General features: G+C 35.0%; 22 protein-coding genes and 1 tRNA gene. 18 read left to right on the top strand and 5 right to left on the bottom strand.

The window, feature by feature from the left end:
* Position 1: 1 nt before the first annotated feature.
* The 12 genes from ACP5O9_RS03730 (at position 2) to ACP5O9_RS03675 (ending at position 9,518) form a co-directional block, all read left to right on the top strand.
* Positions 2-559, top strand: a complete 558-nt coding sequence (locus ACP5O9_RS03730) for a 4Fe-4S dicluster domain-containing protein (RefSeq protein ID WP_353685446.1) — start codon at positions 2-4, stop codon at positions 557-559.
* On the top strand, positions 556-1,545 hold the full coding sequence (nrfD, locus tag ACP5O9_RS03725; RefSeq protein ID WP_424905209.1) for an NrfD/PsrC family molybdoenzyme membrane anchor subunit: 990 nt from the start codon (positions 556-558) through the stop codon (positions 1,543-1,545). The genes ACP5O9_RS03730 and nrfD overlap by 4 nt, the downstream gene beginning before the upstream one ends.
* A gap of 39 nt (positions 1,546-1,584) precedes the next feature.
* On the top strand, positions 1,585-1,881 hold the full coding sequence (extJ, locus tag ACP5O9_RS03720; RefSeq protein WP_353685444.1) for a selenite/tellurite reduction operon protein ExtJ: 297 nt from the start codon (positions 1,585-1,587) through the stop codon (positions 1,879-1,881).
* An 80-nt stretch (positions 1,882-1,961) separates the two neighbouring features.
* Positions 1,962-2,189, top strand: a complete 228-nt coding sequence (locus tag ACP5O9_RS03715) for a 4Fe-4S dicluster domain-containing protein (RefSeq protein WP_353685443.1) — start codon at positions 1,962-1,964, stop codon at positions 2,187-2,189.
* A gap of 49 nt (positions 2,190-2,238) precedes the next feature.
* A complete protein-coding gene (locus ACP5O9_RS03710; RefSeq protein ID WP_428723449.1) occupies positions 2,239-4,062 on the top strand; it encodes an FAD-dependent oxidoreductase in 1,824 nt (607 codons plus the stop codon).
* Entirely contained in the window at positions 4,043-4,267 is a 225-nt protein-coding gene (locus ACP5O9_RS03705; protein WP_353684635.1) for a sulfurtransferase TusA family protein, read from the top strand. The genes ACP5O9_RS03710 and ACP5O9_RS03705 overlap by 20 nt, the downstream gene beginning before the upstream one ends.
* Positions 4,249-5,493 (top strand): ABC transporter substrate-binding protein, encoded by a 1,245-nt coding sequence (locus tag ACP5O9_RS03700; RefSeq protein WP_424905205.1) that lies wholly within the window; start codon positions 4,249-4,251, stop codon positions 5,491-5,493. The genes ACP5O9_RS03705 and ACP5O9_RS03700 overlap by 19 nt, the downstream gene beginning before the upstream one ends.
* A gap of 2 nt (positions 5,494-5,495) precedes the next feature.
* On the top strand, positions 5,496-7,352 hold the full coding sequence (locus ACP5O9_RS03695) for a sensor histidine kinase (RefSeq protein ID WP_353685440.1): 1,857 nt from the start codon (positions 5,496-5,498) through the stop codon (positions 7,350-7,352).
* Entirely contained in the window at positions 7,333-7,707 is a 375-nt protein-coding gene (locus tag ACP5O9_RS03690) for a response regulator (protein ID WP_353685439.1), read from the top strand. The genes ACP5O9_RS03695 and ACP5O9_RS03690 overlap by 20 nt, the downstream gene beginning before the upstream one ends.
* Before the next feature lies 1 nt (position 7,708).
* A complete protein-coding gene (locus tag ACP5O9_RS03685; RefSeq protein WP_353685438.1) occupies positions 7,709-8,269 on the top strand; it encodes an isochorismatase family protein in 561 nt (186 codons plus the stop codon).
* Positions 8,266-8,916, top strand: coding sequence for a histidinol phosphate phosphatase domain-containing protein (locus tag ACP5O9_RS03680; protein ID WP_353685437.1), 651 nt, complete (start codon positions 8,266-8,268; stop codon positions 8,914-8,916). The genes ACP5O9_RS03685 and ACP5O9_RS03680 overlap by 4 nt, the downstream gene beginning before the upstream one ends.
* Complete coding sequence (locus ACP5O9_RS03675; RefSeq protein WP_353685436.1) at positions 8,913-9,518, top strand: tetratricopeptide repeat protein; 606 nt, start codon at positions 8,913-8,915, stop codon at positions 9,516-9,518. The genes ACP5O9_RS03680 and ACP5O9_RS03675 overlap by 4 nt, the downstream gene beginning before the upstream one ends.
* Position 9,519: 1 nt before the next feature.
* Here ACP5O9_RS03675 and ACP5O9_RS03670 read toward each other — a convergent pair whose 3' ends face one another.
* Entirely contained in the window at positions 9,520-10,719 is a 1,200-nt protein-coding gene (locus ACP5O9_RS03670) for a transglycosylase SLT domain-containing protein (protein WP_428723448.1), read from the bottom strand.
* Between the two features lie 94 nt (positions 10,720-10,813).
* On the opposite strand from ACP5O9_RS03670, the gene ACP5O9_RS03665 reads away from it, so the two are divergent.
* The 4 genes from ACP5O9_RS03665 to ACP5O9_RS03650 all read left to right on the top strand — a co-directional run bounded on the left by ACP5O9_RS03665 (position 10,814) and on the right by ACP5O9_RS03650 (position 14,299).
* Positions 10,814-10,887: transfer RNA gene (locus ACP5O9_RS03665), tRNA-Arg, on the top strand.
* Between the two features lie 17 nt (positions 10,888-10,904).
* Positions 10,905-12,038, top strand: coding sequence for a cysteine desulfurase family protein (locus tag ACP5O9_RS03660; RefSeq protein WP_428723447.1), 1,134 nt, complete (start codon positions 10,905-10,907; stop codon positions 12,036-12,038).
* A 325-nt stretch (positions 12,039-12,363) separates the two neighbouring features.
* Positions 12,364-12,816: a cytochrome c nitrite reductase small subunit gene (gene nrfH / locus ACP5O9_RS03655; RefSeq protein ID WP_353685416.1), complete on the top strand. Its 453-nt coding sequence runs from the start codon at positions 12,364-12,366 to the stop codon at positions 12,814-12,816.
* 13 nt (positions 12,817-12,829) lie between these two features.
* Positions 12,830-14,299 carry an ammonia-forming cytochrome c nitrite reductase subunit c552 gene (locus ACP5O9_RS03650; protein WP_353685415.1) on the top strand — a complete coding sequence of 490 codons (1,470 nt, stop codon included), beginning with the start codon at positions 12,830-12,832 and terminating at the stop codon, positions 14,297-14,299.
* A gap of 76 nt (positions 14,300-14,375) precedes the next feature.
* Here ACP5O9_RS03650 and ACP5O9_RS03645 read toward each other — a convergent pair whose 3' ends face one another.
* From ACP5O9_RS03645 to ACP5O9_RS03635, 3 genes are read right to left on the bottom strand one after another with little or no spacing between them, the layout of a single operon-like run.
* Positions 14,376-14,873, bottom strand: coding sequence for an RrF2 family transcriptional regulator (locus ACP5O9_RS03645; RefSeq protein WP_353685414.1), 498 nt, complete (start codon positions 14,871-14,873; stop codon positions 14,376-14,378).
* Positions 14,791-15,813: a cytochrome d ubiquinol oxidase subunit II gene (cydB, locus tag ACP5O9_RS03640; protein ID WP_353685413.1), complete on the bottom strand. Its 1,023-nt coding sequence runs from the start codon at positions 15,811-15,813 to the stop codon at positions 14,791-14,793. The genes ACP5O9_RS03645 and cydB overlap by 83 nt, the downstream gene beginning before the upstream one ends.
* A gap of 2 nt (positions 15,814-15,815) precedes the next feature.
* Positions 15,816-17,120 (bottom strand): cytochrome ubiquinol oxidase subunit I, encoded by a 1,305-nt coding sequence (locus tag ACP5O9_RS03635; RefSeq protein WP_353685412.1) that lies wholly within the window; start codon positions 17,118-17,120, stop codon positions 15,816-15,818.
* 202 nt (positions 17,121-17,322) lie between these two features.
* Here ACP5O9_RS03635 and ACP5O9_RS03630 point away from each other — a divergent pair, with 202 nt between their 5' ends.
* The gene (locus ACP5O9_RS03630) at positions 17,323-17,628 is read left to right on the top strand and encodes a DNA/RNA nuclease SfsA (protein ID WP_428723446.1); all 306 of its coding nucleotides are present in this window, start codon (positions 17,323-17,325) and stop codon (positions 17,626-17,628) included.
* Here the strand turns inward: ACP5O9_RS03630 and ACP5O9_RS03625 are convergent.
* Positions 17,548-18,240 carry a class I SAM-dependent methyltransferase gene (locus ACP5O9_RS03625; RefSeq protein WP_353685410.1) on the bottom strand — a complete coding sequence of 231 codons (693 nt, stop codon included), beginning with the start codon at positions 18,238-18,240 and terminating at the stop codon, positions 17,548-17,550. The genes ACP5O9_RS03630 and ACP5O9_RS03625 overlap by 81 nt on opposite strands.
* Before the next feature lie 502 nt (positions 18,241-18,742).
* Here ACP5O9_RS03625 and ACP5O9_RS03620 point away from each other — a divergent pair.
* The coding region (locus ACP5O9_RS03620) for a conjugal transfer protein TraG N-terminal domain-containing protein (RefSeq protein ID WP_428723461.1) at positions 18,743-20,059 on the top strand (1,317 nt) is incomplete at its 3' end.

Here is a 20,059-nt window from a genome sequence, read left to right as displayed (position 1 = left end):
TATGCCAAGATATGCCATGGTTATAGATGTTGAAAGATGTATTGGATGCATGGCATGCGTTATTGCATGTAAAAAAGAAAATAATGTTGCAGATGGATATTTTAGAACGAGAGTCGTTGAAGAGACAAGGGGAGAATTCCCATATTTAAGAATGGAGTTAAGATCAGAACTTTGCAATCACTGCGAAAATGCGCCCTGTATAGATGCCTGTCCAACAAGAGCATCCCACAGAGCAGAGGATGGAACAGTTCAGATTGACAAGAAAAAATGCATTGGATGCAAAGCCTGCATTTTAGCCTGTCCATATGATGCAAGATATTCAACTCCAGAGGGAGTGGCTGACAAATGCACTTTCTGTGAGCACAGACTTCAAGTAGGGAAAAAACCTGCCTGTGTAGAAACATGTCTTGGTAAATCAAGAATATTTGGCGATCTTGATGATCCAAACAGTGAAGTGTCTCAACTTCTTAAAAAGCATGATGCCACTGTTAGACTTGAATTTGCAGGGACTCGTCCAAGAGTATTTTACATTAATAAAAAATTTGCAGGAGGTCTATGATGATAGAACTCAGTATAACAGGAACAAATACAATAACCTTTCCTCACTTAGAAGTATGGGATTGGAGAATTATCATTTATTTATTTCTTGGAGGTCTTTCTGCTGGAATGCTTGTGATGTGCTCAATTGCAAACTTAAGAATTCCGAAACAACCTGTTGAAGAACTTGCTCAATGTGTTAGAGCTCCATTAATTGCCTTTATAGTTCTTGCTGTTGGTGCGCAGTTTATAATTTTTGATCTTGGCTCTCCTTTACATCTTTTCTGGGGTTATTTGACATTTCAGCCACTATCTCTTATGTCCTGGGGTACCTGGGGAGTGCCAGTAGTGCTTTTTGCTAATGTTCTTTACATTTTAGCTGTTATTCCAAAAGAGCAGAGACATCGTTTAAAATTGTCTTTTCTTATAAAAATTTCTGAAAAGCTTGCACCAAAAATGAGACCTATTGCAAAACTCAATTTTGCTCTTGGAATATTTCTTGGAATATACACCGGTGTGCTTTTAAGTTCCTTTGCAGCAATTCCTCTATGGAATAATGCAACACTGCCAATTCTGTTTCTTGTTTCAGCTCTTTCATCAGGTGCTGCAATGGTTGTTATAATAGCTAAAAAAGCAGAGATAAAATTTTTATTTACAAAAATTGATATATGGTTAATTGTTGCAGAGCTTGTGGTGATAGCATTGTTTTTCTATGGACTTTACACTTCCACCGCACCGTATAAAAAAGCTATTGCACCATTTTTTTCTCTTACAAGTGAACACTTCATATTTACAATTGCTTTGATTGCTATTTTTCTACTCCTTCCATTGGCATTGAGAATAAAACTCGGTGAATTAAAAGAGTTTGAAGATGGCATTCATGGTGAGTTTACAAAGGCTCAAATTTTTAGAATGAATTTTGCAGCTATTTTAGTTCTTGCTGGAACTTTAATTTTAAGAGCAGCAATAGTTTATGCTGGACAGTTAACAAAACTGTCTTCTTATTGATATAATTTAACAAATTCTGAAAAGAAAGGAGGTGACAGAATGAAAAAAGCGGTAGCATTACTATTGGTTTTAACATTTGTATTTGCAGTAGCTTTTACATCTTTTGCTGCAGATGTAAAGAAAACTGAGGCAGTACAGGGAACGGTTACAAAGATTGAAGGAAAAAAACTTACAATCAAGCAGGCTGATGGCAAGGAAGTTACAGTAGAAGTTAAAAATGTAAAAGGTATTAAAGTGGGAGACAAAGTTACAGTAAAAGATGGTGTTGTAAAAAAGGAAAAGGGTAAAGAAGCAACACCTGCACCAAAGAAGAAAAAAGCTGTTGAAGGCTGTTAATCAAATCAAGGAGGAAGGTGCTTTCCGTCCTTCCTCCTTACATTTGACATTAAAACATTAAAACATTTAAAATTAAATCCATGCAAACAAAGGTTAAAAAAGGTTTAATCGTTATTGATTCAGAAAGATGTAAAGGCTGTAAATACTGCATTTTAACATGTCCTAAGGGATGCATTGAAATATTATCAGAGTTTAATTCCTCAGGTTATTTCCCTGCCAAATTTTCAAACCCTGAAAGTTGCATAGGATGTGCAATGTGCGCAGTTGTTTGCCCTGAAATAGCCATAGAAGTATTCGTAGAAGATTGACTCTTTTGTGGTAAAATAATCTTAAATTTATTCCAGTAAGAGGGCAGTGTTGAAAATCGGGGCTATTTTTTGTGCCTGTGCAGGGCAGATAACTGAAAAGATTGATTTTGAAAAACTTAATCAGCTAATAATTAATAAAGTTGAATGGCTTGAAAAATTTGAATTAGCTTGCTCTGAGGAAACTCAAAAAGAAATTAAAAATTTATTAACTCTAAAAAAACCTGATGGCTTAATTATCCTTGCTTGTTCTCCAAAAAATAAAGAATCTCTATTTCAGAGCATTGTAGCAGAATCAGGAATTAATCCATACATGATAAATTTCGTTAATATCAGGGAACAGGTTGCATGGGCTACTAAAGATAAACAAGGAGCACTTAAAAAAACATATGCACTTTTCAATGGAGCACTGGAAAGACTGAAAAAACAAAGACCGCTTTTTGAAAAAGAATTTCCAGTTTCAAAAGACATAATGGTTGTTGGAGGAGGTATAGCAGGGCTCAAAGCAGCACTTGCTCTTTCAAAAGCTGGTCGGAAAGTTTATCTAATTGAAAAGGAAGACTCCCTCGGCGGTAAAATCGTTAAGTATGAAAAACTCTTTCCAGACCTTTCCTGCGGACCCTGTATGGTTCATCCAATGATTGAGGAGGTTTTAAATTCTAATATAGAACTGAGATTAAATTCAGAATTAAAAGAATTAAAAGGATTTTTTGGAAGTTTTTTTGCAAAAGTGATATCAAAGCCAGTTTATGTTAATCCTGAAAAATGTATTGGTTGCTCGCAATGTGAAGAAGTCTGTCCAGTAAATGCTATCAGAGTAGAACCAATGAAGCTTCCAGCAGTGGCAAGAATAAATCCTGAGAAGTGTCTTGCGCTTAAAGGAGAGGACTGTAACTTATGCATAAAGGAATGTCCTGTAGATGCAATAAATTTCCATGAATCAGAAAAGGAAGAAAATATAAAAATCAATGCCATACTATGGGCAACAGGATTTGAGCTTATGGATTGTAAAGCCATTCCTGAGCTTGGCTATGGAAAATTCAAAGATATTTACAATGCACTGGAATTTGAAGAAATTTTAAATTCTGAAGGACCCACAAAAGGAGAAATAATAACAAGTTCAGGGCAGTCACCTCAAAGGATTGCCATAATTCATTGTGTTGGAAGTCTTGATGAAAATTATTATCCTTACTGTAGTAAAATATGCTGTCAGTATGCTTTTAAATTTAACAGAATCATTAGACATACTTTGCCAGATGCTGAAATAATTCATTTTGTTAAGGAGATAGTGCTACCAGGCAAAAAGGCATACAAACTTTATCAGCAGGCGATAAAAGATCCTTTAACAAAAATTTTTAGATATGAAAATTTGAAAAATTTAAAAATTAACAGAAAAAACTTGTTGATTGTCTCTTTAAAAAAGAAAAAATTTCCCTGTGATATTGTTGTTTTATGCCCTGCAGTTGTTTCAGATAAAAACTTAGAAGAACCCTCAGGAGTATTTTTAACTGGTTCTGTTAAAGAACCAATGACAACAGAGGAAGCAATAACTGATGCAATGGCTCAGGTTGGAAAGCTTATTTCATCTTTGAAAGACAACAAAATAATAAAACAGCCATTTATAGCAAAAATAGACTATAATAAATGTAGCAGTTGTGGAATATGTTTATCTCTATGTCCCTATGGAGCAATTGAACTTGAAAAAAATAGACCAAAAATTGTTGAAGTTTTATGTGAAGGATGTGGAATATGTGTACCTGCCTGTGCTTCAAAAGCAATCGAGCTTGATGGCTATACTTCTGAAGAATTTTTAGCTGAAATAGACGGAATATTGAAAGCACTTGAGGAGGTAAACGATGGCAGTGATTTTGCTTGATGCTCGGGGGCTGAAATGTCCACAGCCAACAATTCAGATGACAATCAAAGCATTGAAAATGAAAAAAGGGGATATTCTTGAGGTTATTGCAGACTGCCCAACTTTTGAAAATGATGTTAAAAATTGGTGTAGAAGAAATAATAAAACTCTTTTATGGATAAAGGATGAAGGCAATGGAGTAAAAAGATGTCAGGTTCAGTTTTAAAAACTCTTTCAATTATCATTGTCCTTTTATTAATTCCATCCTTTGTATTTGCAGAACACCACAGTGATACTATAGACCTTGGTATGTCTGCTGCCTTTAAAGGTCCTACAAGAGGGCTTGGAATAGAGCTTTACAGAGGAGCAATGGCATATTTTGAACATATTAACAGAAATGGTGGTATTTACGGAAAAAAAATCGTTATTAAAGCATATGATGATGGATACAACCCGATTCCTACAATAAAAAACACTATAAAACTTGTTGAAGAAGATAGAGTGTTTACGCTTTTTAACTATGTTGGAACTCCAACTGTAACAAGAATACTTCCAATATTAAAAAGTTATAGCAACAAAAATATTTATTTATTTTTCCCTTTTACAGGAGCTCTTCCTCACAGAAAGCCTCCCTATGATGAATATGTATTTAATTTAAGAGCATCCTATGAGCAGGAAACAGGTGGACTTGTTGAAAATTTTATAAAGATTGGAAGAAAAAAAATAGGAATTTTCTATCAAGCTGATGCCTATGGAAGAAGTGGATGGGATGGTGTGAGAAAAACCCTTGCAAAGTATGGTTATAAAATAGTGGCAGAGGCAACATATAAAAGAGGTGCTAAATATTCAGAGAGCTTTAAAAAACAGGTTGAGATTCTGAAAAATGCTGGAGCAGATGCTGTAATATCTGTTGGTGCCTATGCAGCCTGTGCAGGATTTATAAGAGATGCACGAGACATGGGATGGGATGTTCCTATTGCAAATGTATCTTTTGTAGGCAGTGAATTTATGATAAATCTTCTTCTTGAGGAAGAGAAAAAAACAGGTAAAAAGTACACTTATAATTTAATAAACTCTCAGGTAGTGCCAAGCTATGAAGATATGAGTTTGCCAGCTGTAAGGCAGTATAGAGCTTTTATGGATAAGTATAATCCAATGCCACCTCCAGAATTGATGGAAGTAGACTATAAACCTCTTAAATATAGCTTTGTAAGCTTTGAAGGCTTTCTCAATGCAAAAGTCATTGTTGAAGTTCTTAAAAGACTTGGTAAAACACCAAAAAGACAAAATATTAAAACAGTGGTAGAACACATTAAAAATCTTGATATAGGCATTGATGAAAAAATAAGTTTTTCTAAAACCAAGCATCAAGCACTGGATAGAGTATATTATACAACTTACAAAAATGGTAAGTTTGTTCCAATAAAAGACTGGAGTGAATGGAAAAAATGAGAATGTCAAAGCTTTTTCAGAAAACTCTCTTAGGAATAATATTTCTCTTTGCTATCATATTTGTCACTATAAGTATTTTTTCTGGCTGGCATCTTTATAATAATCTCACTGAAGAATACAAATCAAAAGGAACTGCTATTGCAAGCAGCATTGCCTCATCTTCTGCTGAAACCATTCTCAATCTTGATTCAGCCACTGTTCAGGCTATGATAGACCAATTTCTTGAAATTGAAGGAGTTTCATATGTTTTCGTTGTTGACTCAACAGGTGAAATAATTTCCCATACATTTATTCCAGCAATTCCTGAAGAGATTAAAAAAATTGCTCAGATACACAAAAGAGGCATAAAAGATGTAAGTATTTATGGGGCAGGAGATTTTTTAGATATAGTATCTCCAATCACAGAAGGAGCTGTGGGTTATGTTCATGTGGGCATGAATAAAAACAACATTAATCAAAAAATGTGGGCTGTGCTTGGCAAGCAGCTTACACTTCTTTCTTTAATTTTTATTTTCAGTGTTTTTCTTGCATATTTTATGGTAAACAAAATATCCCAGCCACTTAATCAGTTGACTGAATATGCCAAAAAACTACTTGCCCATGATTTTGACGCTAAGGTAGATATTAAATCAAAAGATGAGATAGGCCTTCTTGCCAATACAATGCAATCAATGGCGAATAATATAAACGAAGTATTTGACAGATATGAGTTTGCTCTTAAAGATGCTGTTGTTGAGCTTCAGGATACTCTTGCCTATCTGACTACTATAATTGACAACATGGCAGATGGACTTATTGTTGTTGACAAAGATGGAGTAATTAATCACATTAATCCTGCTGCTTCAGAGATGTTTGGTAAAGCAGAGTTTGAAATGATAGGTAAAAATGTAGAAATTCTTGGAAAGGAGCTTGATAAATTGGCAAAAAAATCACTTAATACTGAAGAAGTTGTCTCCACTGAAATAAATCTTGTTAATCAAAGAATTGGAAAGGCGGTTGCAAAAAGCATTAAAAAAGAGTATTTTTCTGAAGAATCAGAGGCAAAAGGAATTCTTGGTTCTGTTATCTTAATAAGAGATATTACTCAGGAAAAAGAAGTTGATAGACTTAAAACTGAGTTTATCACAGTGGTAAGCCATGAATTAAGAACTCCTCTTACTTCAATACTTGGGTTTATTGAGATGATAAATAAAAAATTTGTTGAAAATATTCTCCCCCATCTTGATCTTAATGATTCAAAGTTATCCAAAGCAGTAAGCAAGATTAACAAAAATTTTAACATCATTTTTTCTGAAGGAGAGAGGATAACTTCATTGATAAATGATGTTCTTGACATTTCAAAACTTGAGTCAGGTAAGGCTATATGGAATTTCACAGAGATTTCATTAAATGAAGTCATAACAGATGCATACAAGGCTGTTTCATCACTTTTTGAACAGAAAGGACTTCCCTTCTATATGGAGATTCAACCAGGCCTTCCAGAGATAAATGCTGATAAAGAAAGACTTATTCAGGTTGTTATTAATCTGCTATCAAATGCATTAAAATTTACTGAGAAAGGATATGTAAAATGCAAAGCACAGCTTAATGGAGATGAGATCCTTGTATCTGTGGAAGACACTGGCATAGGAATTCCTGAAGAAGAAAAAGACAGGATTTTTGAGAAATTTAAACAAGTTGGAGACCTGATAAGAGGCAAACCAAAAGGAACAGGATTAGGACTTCCAATTTCAAAACAGATTGTAGAAGCTCATGGAGGAGAAATCTGGGTTGAAAGTCAATTGGGCAAAGGTAGCATCTTTTATTTTACGATCCCTTTAAAAAGAAAGGAGGAAGGCATTGAAAATATTAATAGTTGATGATGAACCTATCATAAGAGAATTAATTCTTCAAATAATTGATGAAATAGAGGACATTGATATTCAAGCAATAGAAGCCTGTGACGGAGAAGAAGGTCTTGAATTAATAAAAAAGGAAAAACCTGATATAGTGTTATTAGACATTATGATGCCAAAGATGAGCGGGTTTGAAGTTTGCAGAGTTTTACAAAAACAACCTCCTTCATGGAACATGAAAATTGTTATGCTTACAGCAAAGGGGCAAGAAGTAGACAAACAAACAGCTAAAGAATTAGGAGTTAAGTGGTATGTTACCAAACCATTTAGAATAGATGATATAATAAAACTTTTAAGAGAACTTGCAGAGGAGGTATGAATTGACTGCTGAAAAGTTTTTTATAACTGCTGAGGAGGCTTTACTTGTAATAGTTGATATGCAGGAAAAGCTTGCCAGAGCTATGAAAGAAGAGATTATTGAGAGAACAATAAAAAATATCACTGTTTTAATTGAGCTTTGCAAGCTTTATCAAATTCCTGTTGTTTTTACTGAGCAGTATCCTAAAGGATTAGGAAAAACTCTTGAGCAAATAGGAAATCTTTTAAGTGAACAAGCTATTGAAAAAATATATTTTAGCTGTTTTGGAGAAGAAAAATTTGCCATTAAAATAAGAGAACTTGGCAGGCAAAAAATCATTCTTACTGGAATGGAAACCCATGTATGTGTATGTCAAACAGCACTTGACTTTCTTTTAAGGCATTATTATGTTTTTGTACCATGTGATGCTGTGTGTAGCAGAAAAAAACAGGACTGGGAAATCGGGATTAACCTTATGAAAGATGCAGGAGCAGTAATAACATGCACTGAAACATTAGTATTTCAAATTCTAAAAAAAGCCGGAACAGATGAGTTTAAAAAAATGCTGGAGTTTATAAAATGATTGATCTTCACATTCACAGTGTTTTCAGTGATGGAGAATTAATTCCAGCAGAAATCATCAGAAGAGCTGAAGCAATTGGTTACAGAGCTCTTGCAATCACTGATCATGTAGATCCATCAAACATTGATTTTATTGTTCCAAGAATTGTAAAAGTAATGGAGAAAATTCAGCCTTTTACTGCTTTAACTTTACTTCCAGGTGCAGAACTCACGCATGTTTGTCCTGAGATTATTCCTGATTTAGTAAAACAAGCACGCATGCTTGGTGCAAAAATAGTTATTGTTCATGGTGAGACTCTTGTAGAACCTGTTAAAGAAGGAACAAACATGGCAGCTTTGCAGTCAGACATTGATATACTCGCTCATCCTGGTTTGATAACTGAACAAGAAGCAGCTCTGGCAGCAGAACGAAATATATATCTTGAGATTACATCAAGAAGAGGTCACAGTTTGAGCAATGGTCATGTTGCACGGATTGCCTTAGACAAAGGAGCAAAACTTGTTATTAATACTGATTCCCATTCGCCCATGGATCTTATTTCAAAAGAATTTGCTATAAAAGTATTAAAAGGTGCTGGCTTAACAGAAAAAGAAATTCATAAAGTATTTCAGAATATGGAAGAAATCGTAAGGAGGAAAGTTTCATGAAACAAAAGGTAGAAGATGTAGAAACCCTTAAGGAAAAATTATTTGCTCAAAAAAAGAAGCTTGTAATAGGAATGTTTATATTTCTTGGAATAGCTGTTTTAATAGCAGGTTTTTATATTTACAATATTAAACAGGAAAGCGATGCAAAAGAGCTTGAATATGAAGCATATAAAGCATTGTTTCAAAAGAAATTTTCTCAGGCAGGTGATTTATTTGCAAAAGCCTATGAAAAAAAGAAAAAAATCATTTATCTTTTGAATGCTGGATATTCTTACTCCTTAGCAGAAGACCAGAGAAAAGCTATTGAGTATTTAAATAAAGTAGCAAACTCTGATGATGAGAGTTTTTCAAATCTTGCAAAATTTAAAATTGCAATGATTTATCTTAAAAATAATGAAAAACAGCAGGCAATTAAAACTTTAAAGGAGATTGTAAATAGCAGATCAACTGTAATGAAAGATGTTGCTTTATTTGAATTGGCAAAAATTGACAACAAAGAAGAAGCAAAAAAGTATTATGAAGAAATTATCAACAAATTTCCTTCTTCTGAATTAATTGGAATTGCCAAAGAGGAATTGCAAAAATTACAAAGTAATAACTAATTTATGCTTTTTTCTTAATTTTTTTGACCTGTTTACTCTTATTTTTTATTTTTTTGTTTTTATTTTTTACAGGCTTTTTTTCGTAAAACTTATCTTCCTTTGAACGTGTAAATTTGTCATTTGGAGGAATCATTATTACAGTTCCAGGTTTGAGATTTTTAAAAATTTCCGTTCCGTTCATTTCATAAAGAACAGTGGTAGAGTAACCTGTTTTCCTGGCAATTTTATAAACCGTATCACCTTTTTTTGTTATATACTTATCATAACTGAATCTTTTTTCAGCGGGTATATTTTCAAAATTGGAAAGAAAAATATCTTTTTTGCCTTCAGGAATTCTGATAATGTATTGTTTAACATTCATTGGAGTAGACCATCTTTTAAGTTCTGGATTTAGTTCTTTAATGGTATTTACATTAACTTCTGCACACCTGGCAATTACATCAAGATCAGTAGGAGAAGGGATTACAACCTCATCATATGTAAGCACTTTATGTTCTTTTATATTTTCAAAGCCAAAGTTTTCAGGTTGTTTGGCAATTGTTATCGCAGCAATGTATTTGGGAACATAATTTTTTGTTTCCTTTGGTAAATACTTTGTATTAAGAAGCATCCAGTAGTCATTCTCTCCAACCCTATTTACGGCTTTATAAATTCTGCCTTCACCAGCATTATAAGCTGCCAGAGCTAAAGACCAGTCTCCAAACATTTTGTAAAGGTCTTTAAGATATTCTGCAGCAGCAACAGTTGATTTAATTGGATCTTTTCTTTCATCTCTCCACCAGTCAACTATTAAACCATACCTTTTTGCAGTGCTTTCAATGAACTGCCATGGACCAACTGCTTTTGCTCTTGAGCGAGCATTCATATTAAATCCGCTTTCTATTAAAGGCAAATAAACAAGGTCTTCAGGCAATCCTTTTTCAACTAATATTTCTTTCATTTTTTCAATATACTTTGTAGAGCGACTGAGCCATACAGAAAACTTTTCTTTTAATTTTTCTGAAAATAAACTAATATGCTTCTCTACCTTTCCAATAAAGCTTTCTTTTGTATCTGGTAAAAGTTTAAAATCTTCAGTACCTGAAAATATTACTTCATTTTTTTCGTCCTGTTTAAAAGAAGCAGTATCTTTATTATCTTCAGAATAACACAGATTTGAAAGAGCAAAAATAAAAAGGATGATTAACACCATCTTTTTCATAACTATTTTTTATAACCTAAAACATGTTATTTTTTCAACCTCTTGTTCTGTAAAATTTGGCATTTTCATTTATTTTTTTGCTATAATTTTTTTAGCCCCCTTAGCTCAGTAGGATAGAGCACAGGTTTCCTAAACCTGGTGTCGCAGGTTCGATCCCTGCAGGGGGCATATGGATTTTAATAGAGATGATTTATCTTGATTACAATGCAACAACTCCTGTAGAGCCAAGAGTAAAAGAAGAAATAATAAAAACATTTGAAGAATTTGGGAATCCTTCAAGTTCGCATAAATTTGGAAAAAAAGCAAAGGAGATTATTGAATCTGCAAGGGTAAAAGTAGCAAAACTTATTGATGCAGAACCAGAAGAAATAATTTTTACATCAGGCGCAACAGAATCAAACAATCTTGCCATATTTGGTAGAACCCTTTGTTTTAATGGTGGACATATAATTACATCTTCGATTGAGCATCCTTCAGTTGTCAATCCATGTAAACAACTTGCACGTATGGGTTATGATGTTACTTTCCTGCCAGTTAATTCTCAAGGAATGGTTGATCCAGATGATGTTAAAAAGGCAATAAAAAAGGATACAATTCTTGTAACAATAATGCATTCAAATAATGAAACTGGAGTAATTCAGCCAGTAAAGGAGATCGCCGAAATGCTTGCAGAGAAAGAAATACCTTTTCATACTGACTGTGCTCAGAGCATTGGAAAAGTTCGTGTTTCTGTTAGAGAACTTCCTGTTACAATGCTCTCTATTGCTGGACACAAATTTTATGCACCAAAGGGAATTGGAGCGCTTTTTCTGAGAAAAGATTTTTTTATAAAGCCTTTGCTTTTTGGTGCATCCCATGAAAAAGGATTAAGACCCGGGACAGAAAATACTCCATATATTGCAGGAGTAGGGAAGGCAGCAGAAATAATCTATGAAGAGTTTGATGAAATAAGCAAGCATCTTCTTGAAGTAACAGAGCCCTTGCTTAAAGGACTCCTTGAAATTTCCAATGCTAAATTAAATGGAGCAGGTTCACCAAGACTTCCCAATACTCTGAATATCTCAATTAAAGGAATATTAGCTGATGAATTTGTTGAAAGACTTTCACAGAAAGTTGCAATTTCAGCAGGCTCAGCCTGTCATGCAGGAGTGAGAAAACCGAGTTATGTTCTGCTTTCAATGGGATTGTCTGAACAAGAAGCTCTTTCTTCAATAAGAATCAGCACTGGTAAATTCACTACATTTCAAGAAGTTATTAATGCCCTTGAAATAATAAAGCAGGAGCTTAACAAAATTTATTGTGCTTCTACCAATTCTTGAGAACGCATTTTTAGCATCTCTTTTACTGTTTTTTTGTTAATAAAAATTCCTTATTCTGTGTGTTAATCATGCTATCAATTGCCTTTAGCCCCAAGTTGTTGGTGAAGAATCATGCGTTGGAAGCAGAAATTGGTGAGAACTTACTGATGCAAACTTTGAAACGGTTGAAGAAGGTATCCAAAAAATCTCAGCAAGATACTTTAAAATTGATTGTGCCTGTTTTACACCTAACAGAGTGAATATTGAAGAAACTATAGGACACAAGATTATTGAGAGTCCTCAAGAATTATATTATACTTAGGACAAAAAGAGAAAGGAGGTGACCATGAACAGTAAAGTTTCAAAATATGGAGTTTACGCAATTGGTATAGTTTTTCTTTTATTTATGGTAGTTCTTCTATCTCCTAAAATCCTTGCAAAAACCAACACTGCAGAGTACTGTGCCAGTTGTCATGTAATGCAAGAGCAGTATTTAAGTTTAATGAAAGGGGGACTGCATAATTCTCTTAAATGTGTGGATTGCCATCTTCCAAATGATTCAAAAGTAAGCTTTTATTTCTGGAAAGCAGTTGATGGGAGCAGGGATATTATAGCCTTTCATACTGGAGCAGTTCCTGAGCCAATCAAGGCTTCAGCTCATGCAAAAAAGACAATTCAACAAAACTGTTTGAGATGTCATGGAGAGATGGTTTCAAGAATTACTGTATCAGATAGAGTCTGCTGGGATTGTCATAAAAGAATATCTCATAAACAGGCAGGATTAAGAGAAACAATCTAAAGGAGGTATTTTTATGAAACGATATAGTTTATTTTTAATCGTAAGTTTACTTTTTATTATATTTCTCTTTGGATGTCAACCAGAAAAACCAAAGGAATTCAGAGCAACAGCTATTCCTGAAAATGAAGTAGACCCTGAGGTATGGGGAAAAGTTTATCCAATCCATTATGAGATGTATAAACAATCACAGGAGCCAACACCTGCTGGTAAAAGTAAATACAAAAGAGGATGGGATACAGACAAAGTGATATACGACAAACTTTCTGAATATCCTTTTATGGCTTTACTTTACAATGGATGGGGATTTGGTATTGAATACAATGAGCCGAGAGCTCACTTTTACAGATTAATTGACCAGTCTGAAATTGATCCTTCCAGATTAAAACCTGGCGGTGTTTGTCTTACCTGTAAAACTTCCTATGCACCAGAGCTTGAAGCAAAATATGGACTTGCTTACTATAATAGACCTTATAAAGAAGTTTTGAATTGGATACCAGAGAAACATAGGAAACTTGGTGACTCCTGCATTGACTGCCACAATCCAAAAGATGCTTCTCTTCAGATAAGAAGAGGATTTACTCTTGTCAAGGCATTGCAGACAATGGGAGTTGATGTTTCAAACATATCCCATCAGCAGATGCGCAGCATAATTTGTGCCCAGTGTCATGTAACCTATGTTGTTCCAAGAGATAAAGATATGAAACCAACAGGTGTTTTCTTCCCTTGGCAGGGTAGCAAACTGGGAGGTATTACTATTGAAAATATAATTAAAGTTTTAAAAAGTGATCCTTCATATGGCGAATGGAAGCAGGCTGTTACAGGATTTAAACTGGCTTATATAAGGCATCCTGAGTTTGAATTCTTTTCAAATAATTCAACCCACTGGAATGCTGGAGTATCCTGTGCAGACTGCCATATGCCTTATAAAAAGATGGGAGGATTCAAAGTCTCTGAACACAGAATAATGAGTCCTCTTAAGTCTGATATGAAAGCGTGTCTGCAATGTCACGGTGAAACTCCTGAATGGCTAAAACAGAGAGTGTTAACAATACAGGACAGAACAATGAGTCTGCTACTAAGAGCAGGATATCAAACAGCTGTTACTGCGAAATTATTTGAGATAGCCAACAAAGCACAAGAAGGTGGAAAGCAGCTTGACCAAACTCTTTACAATAAAGCAAAGGATCTATATCTTGAAGCTCTTTACAGAGTAGTTTTCATAGGAGCTGAAAATTCTATTGGATTCCATAATCCAACAGAAGCAATGAGAATACTTGGTGATGCTATCTCTTATGCATCAAAATCTGAGGCAGTTTTAAGAACAATGCTTGCAAAGGCACAGGTTCAGGTTCCTGTTAATATTGATCTTGAACTTAAAAAGTATCTGAATAATCGTGGTGAAAAGAAGCTCAATTTCAAGCCAGAACAAGAGTTTAAAGATCCCTATGGAACCCAGCAGAATATAGAGGCTCTGCTCAAATAAGCTAATCTTGTAAAGAACCTCTTTGGTAAGCCTCTCTCTGCGGGCACCAAAGAGGTTCTTTTTTTGAGGAGACTGCCTAAGAGACAGTCTCCTGTGCCAGTACTTTTGCAAAATTAATTTCTTTCAATTCCTGAATTAACCTATCTTTTATTTTAAACCATACAGGGTGAACAGGGCAGTGAGAGACAAGCCCGCAAATTCTTTTATTAATAACACATCTATTAAGTGCCACTGTTTTTTCTATTGCAACAATCACATCATAAAGAGTTATTTTTTCTGGATTTTTACTTAATGTTACTCCTCCTGTAACTCCTCTTTTAAGTATGACTAATCCTGCCCTGTCAAGCTGTTTTAGTATTTTCATCAGAAAACTCTTTGGTATTTGCATCTGTTTTGAAATATCCTCAGCTTTTGCAGTATAGTTGTTTTGTGCTGAAAGATAAAGCACAGTTCTTATTGCATAGTCTGTTTCTCTTGTGATCTGTAATCCCTTAATAGCCTTCCTCCTTAAGTTCTTCTTCTGTAATTTTGTACATAAAAGTCTTATATGTCCATGCCTGATAAAAAAGAACAATAGGAATAAAGATTATCACAACAATTGTCATAACCTTAAGGGTATAAACACTGGATGATGAATTAAAGATTGTAAGACTGTATTTTGAATCAATTGATGATGGAATCAGATTTGGATAAAGACCGATAATACCGTTAAAAACAAGAGTAATAATGAATAGGGCAGAAGATACAAAAGCCCGTCCATTTTTCTTTTTCATAATATAAAAACCAGTTAAAAGGAGACAAACTATACTCACTACAAGAACAACAAACCATAATGGTAATTTTATGAAATTATTGTAAAGATTTGTAAAAACAGCTGTGAAAATTAAAAATAGCACAGCTACAGTTACCTGTAGATACCAGAATTTTTTTGCCTTTGATAATGCTCTTTCAGCAAGCTCATCAGGAACTCTCAATGAAACCCACAATCCACCATGAACTATAAAGGTAAATAAAAAGAGCAAGCCAACAAGCAAGCCATAGGGATTAAGTAAACTGAAAAGTGTTCCATAGTATCCAGAGTCATCAAAGGGCAGTCCCATAAATATGTTTCCAAAGGCAACACCAAAGAGCAAAGCAGGTATGAAACTTCCTACAAATACCCAGAAATCCCAGAATTTTTTCATTGATTCTGAAGTTGCCTTACCTCTGAGTTCTACTGCTACTCCTCTGAATATAAGGGCAAAAAGTATAATTAAAAGCGGAGTATAAAGCCAGCTGAACATGTAGGCATAGGTTGTAGGAAAAGCAGCAAAAGTGGCACCTCCAGCTGTTATCAACCATACCTCATTGCCGTTCCATACAGGACCAATTGCATGTAATACTGCTTTCTTGTCCACTTCAGTTTTTCCAATAAATGGATAAAGCACTCCAGCTCCTAAATCAAATCCATCAAGGGCAAAGTAAACTGCCCATAGTAATCCCCATAAAATAAACCAGATAATTTGAAACTCCATGATTACACCTCCTTCGGTTCAGGACCTTTTCTTGCATATTTTGCAAGAAGGTAAATATCAATTATTCCAAGAGCACCATAAAATAATGTAAATCCTATTAAAGAAGCCACTACCTGAGCAGGCTCAACTGACTTTGATACAGCATTAGCGGTTTTAAGCAATCCATAAACAATCCAGGGTTGCCGTCCCACCTCTGCAACAATCCATCCAAGCTGTGCTGCAATGTAAGGAAGAGGAATTGACCACAGAAGAATTCTTAAAAGAGCTGTCTTGTTTTCAATGGTTTTAAATGTAATCAATGCCCATAGAGACAGTAGAATAAAAAGAAAACCTAACCCCACCATAACTCTGAAGCTTACAAATGTAAGAGTTACAGGAGGTCTTTCAGAAGGAGGAAACTCTTTTAAACCTTTTATTTCCTTCTGACCTGCCAGAATGCTTAACATGGATGGAATTTTGATCGCCTCAATAGAATTCCTCTCATTTTTAGGATCTGGAACAAGCAATAAATACATTGGTGCATCTTGAGTTGTTTCCCATAAAGATTCCATTGCAGCAATCTTCGTAGGTTGAGTGCGAGTAACCTCATGGGCATGAAAATGTCCAACAAAAGCAACTAAAATTGAACTTATAAGAGCAAAGGTGGCTCCTATTTTAAGAGATTTTTTGAAGAACTCTGTTTCATTTTTCCTCAAAAGATGATATGCTGATATTCCAAGAACAAAAAATCCTGCTACGACCCAGCCTGACATTACAGTATGAAAGAATTTCAATATTCCATAGGGATTAGTTACAACTGCCCAGAAATCAACCATCTCTGCTCTTGAATTTCTTAAAACATATCCTACAGGATGTTGCATCCAGCCATTGGCAATCAAAATCCACAAAGCAGACAAGTTTGTTGCCGCTGCCACAAGCCATATTGAAAGAGCATGAAGCTTTGGAGAGATTCTGTTCCATCCAAAAATCCACACGCCAATAAATGTTGATTCAAGGAAGAATGCCAGAGTTGCCTCAATTGCAAGAGGTGAACCAAAAATATCACCAACATAACGGGAGTATTCTGCCCAGTTCATTCCAAACTGAAACTCAAGAGTAATTCCTGTAACAACTCCTAAGGCAAAATTAATTAAAAAAAGCCTTCCCCAGAACTTAGCCATTCTCAGATAATCCTTGTCTCCTGTTGCCACATATCTGCTTTCCATGTAAGCTGTAAGAACCGAAAGTCCTAATGTAAGAGGAACAAAAATAAAATGAAAACCTGCAGTTATGGCAAACTGAAGCCTACTTAATAAAACTGTATCCATACCTCCCTCCTAAAATTTATTGTTGATTAATTTTATCCACTTTAAAAAAATTTGTCAAGAGATTTTTAATAGTTAAAGTGGCTCAGCTAAAGCCGTAAAAATCAACGGCTACTCAAAAAAGTCTTCTGCCTCTGGACCAAAAGCTTCCATTTACTGTTTTGGCGTGTAAAAAGAAGGGAAATATGTTTTACTCCATACTTAATTGACAAACAGGGATTTTCAAGTATTCTCTAAGGAAGTAAGGGTCTCTAAAAGCAATGAAGAAAAAATTTATCTGGAGGTTAAGCCCTACAGTCTTTTTGGAGAAAGAATGTCTCCCCATGCTAAAACTGAAAGAGGACAAAGACATATTGACTATGAATTTTCAAAGACTTTTATAGAAGTAAAAAGCTTGGTGTACCTAAAGGAGTCTGCTTTTCCAATCTCCTCATTTTATCCTCCTCCAGTAAAATATATTTACAAAGGCATGGTCTTTAAGCCAGAAATGGTCTTTTTCAAAACAAAGTGATTTCATTAAGTTTTCTTTTTCCCAGCTGAAAAGCTCTCTTTTGTATTTGAACTGCCAGTGTTCAAAAGCTTCATCAAGACTGTGATAGGCAAAGGAACTTTCACAGATATAGGAATGATTGAAAATCAATGAATACTCAGGATAATTTGAGCTAATCTTATCAATACTGAAAGTTTTTTCAGTAACAAGGAAAACACTGTTTATTTGAGAACTAAAAAGTTTGACGATTGAGCCTTCAATTCCATAATCAGTAAGATGAAGACTGTTACAGGCTAAAGCAAGATCAAATTCTCTGAGTTCACTACTTTCTAAATCTTCAAACCTTCGCGGTTCAATTTTTAGTTTAACTCCATGGTTGAATGAGTTTTCGTAAAGATACTCTTGCATAGTTTGAGAAGGTTCAAGGGCAGTTACATAATTGCCTATTTTTATTAAAGGAAAAGCTAACACTCCATCTCCTGCACCAATATCAAGGATTTTTATTTTTGGCTGAATAAATTTGAAGATAAAGTTTTTTATTGGCTCATGATAACTGTTGTGCTCACGCCAAAGCTTATACCATCTTACATACTCATTCCAGTATGAGATTTTCTTTATTTCAGTTGCTATCATAATCCAAATAAAAAAGCCACAGCTTCAGGCTTCTGCCCAAAACTGTGGCCTTCATGACCACTTTTTTTACTTTCTAAATCAGGTTAAACCGGTCTTCAGACCAAAGTTTATTAATTTTATATGAGTTTTATAATTTTGTCAATCCAGCGAATTGCCTCATTGAAAATCTATTTGAAATTTTCGTTGCCTCATATAAAAATCTACTCAAAATAGGATATCTTCTTTATGAAAAGGCTAAACCTGACTTTATCAGTTCAGGGTTGATTTTTATCGTTTCTCCATCCTTAAAGTAGATGAAAAAACAGCATAAATAAAAACCAGACTTATCTATGAAGCTAAAAAGATACTTACATCTCAAGCAAATCATTGACATTCAGATGTTATTAAGCAAGCATGTAAAGCTGCGGGTTACTCAACAGCTGATGTTAATAGTTACAGTTCATGTGTTAACTCTCCATAAAGTCTTTTACCTTATGTTACAAAGGATGCATTAGGCGGAGGGATAACAAATCTATTAGGTAGTAATTCTTTCCTAAGTCAGCAGATTCTGGCTCAAAATATACTTGAAGTAGTTTCATCTACTTCTCCTGAAAATGCCATAAAAACTTTGGCTACATCACAATCCATGTCTTCATTTATTGGTATGGCAGCTCATGCTAACTCATGGGTTCCTGTTATCAAAGAAACACTGACAGCCCTTGCTATAGGGCTTACTCCCTTGTTTGCTTTACTTGTAATAACCCCTTTGGCAGGTAGAGCATTTTCAGTCATGGCTGGAATGCTGATCTGGCTTACTGCATGGGGTATTATAGATGCAGTGGTTCATAGTTTTGCAATGGAGTTTGCTTTCAACAGTAGTGAAAGTCTTAAAGATGCTGATGGTGCTTCAGGACTTACAGCAATGCTCATGTTTCCATCATATACAACTAAAGTAGCAGCATTGTTTGGTGCTCTGAGATGGTTTGGATTAATGCTAAGTAGTATTCTGACAGCTATGCTTATAAAATTTGGAGGCACTGCACTTGCAATGCTTGCAGGTACCCTAGCAGGAGCACCACAAGCATCAGGTGCATCTGCTGGATCTGGAGTTTTAACCAATCCTGGACATGTGATGTCCTCTGATTTGGTTCCAAAGCAAGCATGGGCAAATGTTGGAAAAGCGATAGGTGAAAAGAATTTGGTTAGAGGGCTTATTAATGTAAGAACAGGAGGTTTAGCAGGAGAAGCGCTGGTTGGAGATGTTTTTTCAGCAGATGACATCGCGCAAGCAAAGTTTCTTAACGAAGGAAGTAACATAGCATATACTGCTACAGTAGGAAACAAACTATTTGGGCAAGCACGTTCTACAGGTCTTTCTACTAAAGAGGCTTTGGGAGTACTGGGTGCTGGAGGAATGAGACCAGGAGGGGTACTGGGTATATTGGCAGCCGCAAGGTCTGGTAGACTTACTTCGGGACCTACTTTTGAAGACAGGGTGATGCAGGGACAGTTGCTTAATGCTCAGATGCAACAGATTGCTCCAGGTATTGAGTTGCTTAAAACTTCAAATACTGAGTATTTATTAGGCCCGGATGGTAGTCTTATCCCTGTTCGGGTAGATACTGGGCAATTTAGCATTAAGGAGGCAGCCTCACGAATATGGAGATCAAAAGTTGAGGCACAGTCAGGAAAAGCAATAAGCGAAGATTATCAAAAGCTTTTTGAATTTGCTATTGGGAAAAAAGCAGTCCAAGGTGTAAGCAATGAAACCGTTCGTGACTTCGTGTCTGAGGTATCAAAGAGAATGTTTCAAAAGATTGGACAATCAGATGAGTTGCGG

The organism is Thermodesulfovibrio sp. (assembly GCF_049969575.1).
GTDB lineage: Bacteria > Nitrospirota > Thermodesulfovibrionia > Thermodesulfovibrionales > Thermodesulfovibrionaceae > Thermodesulfovibrio > Thermodesulfovibrio obliviosus.
Note: the sequence above shows the minus strand (reverse complement) of the source record. Positions and strands in the feature narration are given on the sequence as shown.